The following is a 4,699-nucleotide window of genomic DNA, read 5'->3' on the forward strand; positions in this document are numbered from 1 at the left end:
AGTAGTACCAGGGGTACGGCGACCAGTCGGGATCGCGCTTCTCGAGGAACTGGTCGCGGCCCTCCTGGGCCTCCTCGGTCATGTACGCCAGCCGGGTGGTCTCGCCGGCGAACAGCTGCTGGCCGACCAGGCCGTCGTCGATCAGGTTGAAGGAGTACTTCAGCATCCGCTGCGCGGTCGGGCTCTTCCCGTTGATCCGCCGCCCCCACTCCAGCGCCTCGGCCTCGAGCTCGGCGTGGGGCACCACCTTGTTGACCATGCCCATCCGGTGGGCGTCCGCGGCGTCGTACTCGCCGCCGAGGAAGAAGATCTCCCGGGCGAACTTCTGGCCGACCTGGCGGGCGAGGTACGCCGACCCGAAGCCGCCGTCGAACGAGCCCACGTCGGCGTCGGTCTGCTTGAAGCGGGCGTGCTCCCGGCTGGCGAGGGTGAGGTCGCAGACCACGTGGAGGGAGTGGCCGCCGCCGGCGGCCCAGCCGTTGACCAGGCAGATGACCACCTTCGGCATGAACCGGATGAGCCGCTGGCACTCCAGGATGTGCAGCCGCCCCAGCCGGGCCCTGTCGATCGGGTTCGGCTGCGCCCCGGCCTGCGTGCCGTGCTCGGTCTCGTACTGGTAGCCGGCCCGGCCCCGGATCCGCTGGTCGCCGCCGGTGCAGAACGCCCACTTGCCGTTCTTCGCGCTGGGGCCGTTGCCGGTGAGGAGCACGCAGCCGACGTCGGCCGAGGTGCGGGCGTGCTCCAGGACCCGCAGCAGCTCGTCCACGGTGTGCGGCCGGAACGCGTTGAGGACGTCGGGGCGGTCGAAGGCGATCCGCACCGTGCCGTGCGCCCGGGCCCGGTGGTAGGTGAGGTCGGTCAGGTCCTCGAACCCGGGTACGGCGTCCCACGCCTGCGGGTCGAACGTCTCGGACACACCCTCGATCGCGCTCATGAGGACAAGGTAGTGGGGTGGCCGGCCCGCGCCGTACCGCGGCCGACCGGCGGCATCCCGCACAATGTGGCGCGTGACGTCGCTCCCCGCCCCCGGCCTGCGCTCCGCCCTCGCCGAGCCGACGGTCAACCCGCCGTGGCGCTGGGTGGTCGCGCTGAGCCTGGTCAACCTGGCGGTGATGACCGGGTGGTTCGGTCCGATCCAGGTGCTGCTGGCCGAGCAGGCCCGCGAGCTCTCGCCGGAGCACAAGGAGCAGGTGCTCGGCTGGGTGCTGGGCGTGGGGGCGTTCGTCTCCACCGTCTGCAACCCGCTCTTCGGGGCGTTCTCCGACCGCACCACCCTGCGGATGGGGCGGCGGCTGCCGTGGGTCCTGGTCGGTGCCGCGGGTGGCTCGCTCTCGCTGCTGGTGCTGTCCAGCGCAGGCTCGGTGCCGGTGATGATGCTCGGCTGGTGCGGGGTCCAGGCGTTCCTGAACGCGATGTACGCCGCAGTGACGGCCTCGGTGCCCGACCAGGTCCCGGAGGCCCGGCGGGGCCTGGTCGGCGGCCTGCTCGCGATCGCGCAGACGCTCGGCGTCGTCGGTGGGGTGGGGATCGCCGCGGTCACCGGCAGCATCGCCGCGGGCTACCTGGTGACGATCGTGGTGCTGGTGGTGCTCACGCTGCCCTACGCGTTGTTCTCCCGCGACCTCGCCCTGCCCGAGGACTACCGACCGGAGCCGTTCCAGCTGGGCCGGTTCGTGCGCTCGTTCTGGATCTCGCCGAGGCGGTACCCCGACTTCGCGTGGGCCTGGATCACCCGCTTCCTGGTCAACACCGGCAACTACATCGGCACCATGTACCTGCTCTACTACGTCACCGACGGGCTGGGGTTCAGCGAGGACGTCGGGCCGGACAAGGTGTTCGTGCTCACCGTCGTCTACGCGGTCTCGATGGTGGTCACCACGGCGTTCGGCGGGGCCTGGAGCGACCGGACCGGGCGGCGCAAGATCTTCGTGATCTGGAGCGGCGTGGTGGCCGGCACCGCCACGTTGATCCTCGCCATCCCGCAGACCTACCCGGCCGCGGTGGTCGCCGCGGCGGTGCTCGGCTGCGGGTACGGCATCTACACCGCGGTCGACTTCGCGCTGATCACCCAGGTCCTGCCCGGCGCGGAGGAGCGGGCCAAGGATCTCGGCGTGATCAACATCGCCAACGCGCTTCCCCAGGTGTTCGCGCCGATCCTCGCCGGGGTGATCCTCGGGCTGGTCCGCAGCAGCGGGGGGACCGTGGCCACCCAGGGCGAGGAGTGGTCGATGGGGTACGGCGCGGTGTACGGCTTCGCGTTCCTGGTGAGCATCCTCGGGTCGATGTTCGTGACTCGGATCCGGTCGGTCCGCTGAGGGACCTCGCGGGGCTCTCTGCACCAGCACCCCCCGATCGACACCGGCGCGAGGCAGGTGGGAGCCTGGAGGCAGATGAAGGAGGCAGGCGATGGCTGACTTCGAGCTGGTGGAGGTGCCGACCCAGACGGTGGCCGTACTCCGCCGGGTGGTGCCCATGAGCGAGCTGACGGGCTTCTTCGGCGAGGCGTTCGGCGTGGTGGCCGGTGCGCTGGCGGCCGCCGGGGGACAGATCGCCGGACCGCCATTCGGGTGGTACCACGGGATGCCCACCGACACCGTGGACGTCTCGGTCGGGTTCCCGGTGGCCGGGGACGTGCACACCCCCGACGGCGGGGTGGTGGTGCAGGAACGCCCCGGTGGCCGCGCCGTGGTGGGCGTCCATGTCGGTCCGTACGACGCCATGGAGCAGACCTACCGGGAGCTCCAGGCCTGGCTGGGCGAACGGGCGCTGGTACCCCGCGAGGACATGTGGGAGGAGTACCTCAGCGAGCCGGTGGGGGACCCCGCGACCTGGCAGACCCGGATCGTCACCCCCCTGAGCTGACCGTGGTCCGGGTCAGGACCGCGAGATGGAGACGGCGAGCCCGAGCAGGTGGCCGATCCGGGCCAGCTCGGAGTCCAGGAACTCCGGGCCGCCGTCGCGGCCCATCACCACGATCTCGTCCTCGGTGAGCGGCGCCCCGCAGTAGAGGGTGACGTCGTCGACGCCGGGCAGCGTGCGCGCCTGGGTCAGGTCGGCCCAGTCGATCCGGGCGGGTGCCGCCTCGGTGGCCTGGACGATCTCCGCGCCGGCGGGGGTACGCCGCAGCCGGGCCGCCCAGTCGACCCGGAAGGTCACCGGCAGCATCCCGACCAGGTGGTCCAGCGCGGAGGCACCGTGGGTGGTCAGCTCCTCGACCACCTCGAGGTCGAGGAACAGGTTGCCGCCGGCGGCGTACCTGCTGACCCACAGCACCTCCACCCCGTCGAGGGCGTTGCAGGCCGAGACCACCGAGTCGGGCATCACGCCCGGCGCCATCTCCATCAGCACGTCGTCGACCGCCCAGCCGTCGCTGCGGTGGGCGACGATCTCGATGGCCTCGATGTCCCCGCCGGCCTCACCGATCGCGGTGGCGACCCGGCCGAGCGAACCGGGGATGTCGGGCAGCTCCACACGGATCAGCAGCGGCATGGCGACGAGGCTAACCGCACCCGGTTACGGCGGTGTTGCCGGCTCACCCGCGGTGAGACGCCAGCGCAGCCCGCTCGCCCGGCGCGCCCGCCGGGTCACTGCCGCGCGCACGGACTCCTCGGTCGCCACCACCCGGACCTTGGCCCGCGCGCGGGTCACCGCCGTGTAGAACAGCTCGCGGCTGAGCAGGCGCGAGTCCTCCTCGGGCAGCAGCACGGTCACCTCCTCGGCCTGGCTGCCTTGGCTCTTGTGCACGGTCATCGCGTGCAGGGTGTCCACCTCGGCCAGCCGCGAGAGGGCCAGCACCCGGTGCCGACCGACGCCGGCCACCACCGCCCGCAGGCCGTCGCCCGCGCGGACCACCACGCCGGTGTCCCCGTTGTACAGGCCCAGGCCGTAGTCGTTCGCGGTCACCAGGAGCGGCCGGCCGGCGTACCACTCCCGCCCCCAGGCCTGGCCCACGGGCGTTCCGACCGCCTCCCCGAGCCAGCGCTCGACCTGACGGTTCCAGTACGCCGCGCCGTGGGGGCCGTCGCGGTGGGCGCAGAGCAGCCGGTGCCGCTCCATCGCCGCGACCGCCGCGTCCGCGTCGCCGGCCTCGGCGGCCGCGTGCACGGCCAGGGCGGAGGACACCGCGACCGCGCGCACCACCTCCGTCGCCCTCGGGTCACCGGCGTCGACCAGCTCGACCTCGTCACCGCCCTCGGTGAGCACCGTCCAGGCGCGGTCCGCGTCGCCGTCCCGCACCGCCGCCGCCAGGGCGCCGATCCGGGCGCCGAACCGGTGGGAGGTGCGCAGCGCGGTCACCGTCGGCCCCGACCCCAGGCCCGCGACCAGATCGGCCAGCACCGCCCCGGCCTCGACCGAGGCCAGCTGGTCGGGGTCCCCGACCAGGATGAGCCGGGCGTCGGGGCGCACCGCTTCGACCAGCCGGGCCATCATCGTCAGCGACACCATCGAGGTCTCGTCCACCACCACGATGTCGTGGGGGAGCCGGTTCTCGCGGTGGTGCCGGAAGCGGGTGCGGGTGTCGGGACGGCTCCCCAGCAGCCGGTGCAGGGTGGCCGCCGAGGCCGGACCGACCCGGGCCCGGTCGGCCGGGGGGAGCTGGGCCGTCGCCCGGGCCACCGCCTCCTGGAGCCGGGCCGCCGCCTTTCCCGTCGGCGCGGTGAGCGCGACCCGGGGGGGCACGTCGCCCGCCTGCTCGGTG

At 73.1% G+C, this 4,699-nt stretch carries 5 protein-coding genes; 2 read left to right on the forward strand and 3 right to left on the reverse strand.

Features of this window, described 5'->3' with window-relative positions:
• Window positions 1-934, reverse strand: a 934-nt coding sequence (locus PLP61_RS15015) for a 1,4-dihydroxy-2-naphthoyl-CoA synthase (RefSeq protein ID WP_324503562.1), incomplete at its 3' end; no start/stop codon positions are given.
• A gap of 73 nt (window positions 935-1,007) precedes the next feature.
• On the opposite strand from PLP61_RS15015, the gene PLP61_RS15020 reads away from it, so the two are divergent.
• Both PLP61_RS15020 and PLP61_RS15025 read left to right on the forward strand, forming a co-directional pair.
• Window positions 1,008-2,315, forward strand: a complete 1,308-nt coding sequence (locus PLP61_RS15020; protein ID WP_324503563.1) for an MFS transporter — start codon at window positions 1,008-1,010, stop codon at window positions 2,313-2,315.
• 91 nt (window positions 2,316-2,406) lie between these two features.
• Window positions 2,407-2,862 (forward strand): GyrI-like domain-containing protein, encoded by a 456-nt coding sequence (locus tag PLP61_RS15025; RefSeq protein ID WP_324503564.1) that lies wholly within the window; start codon window positions 2,407-2,409, stop codon window positions 2,860-2,862.
• A gap of 12 nt (window positions 2,863-2,874) precedes the next feature.
• Here PLP61_RS15025 and PLP61_RS15030 read toward each other — a convergent pair whose 3' ends face one another.
• Together PLP61_RS15030 and recD are read right to left on the reverse strand one after the other, a co-directional pair.
• Window positions 2,875-3,489, reverse strand: a complete 615-nt coding sequence (locus tag PLP61_RS15030; protein ID WP_324503565.1) for an ACT domain-containing protein — start codon at window positions 3,487-3,489, stop codon at window positions 2,875-2,877.
• 24 nt (window positions 3,490-3,513) lie between these two features.
• On the reverse strand, window positions 3,514-4,699 hold a 1,186-nt coding region (gene recD, locus PLP61_RS15035), incomplete at its 5' end, for an exodeoxyribonuclease V subunit alpha (protein ID WP_324503566.1).

It is taken from the genome of Nocardioides sp., from assembly GCF_035429765.1.
GTDB lineage: Bacteria > Actinomycetota > Actinomycetes > Propionibacteriales > Nocardioidaceae > Nocardioides.

Excerpts from the sequence above, each read along its gene's own strand:
- PLP61_RS15030 (WP_324503565.1), bottom strand. The coding sequence starts at position 3,489 with ATGCCGCTGCTGATCCGTGTGGAGCTGCCCGACATCCCCGGTTCGCTC.
- PLP61_RS15025 (WP_324503564.1), top strand. The coding sequence starts at position 2,407 with ATGGCTGACTTCGAGCTGGTGGAGGTGCCGACCCAGACGGTGGCCGTA.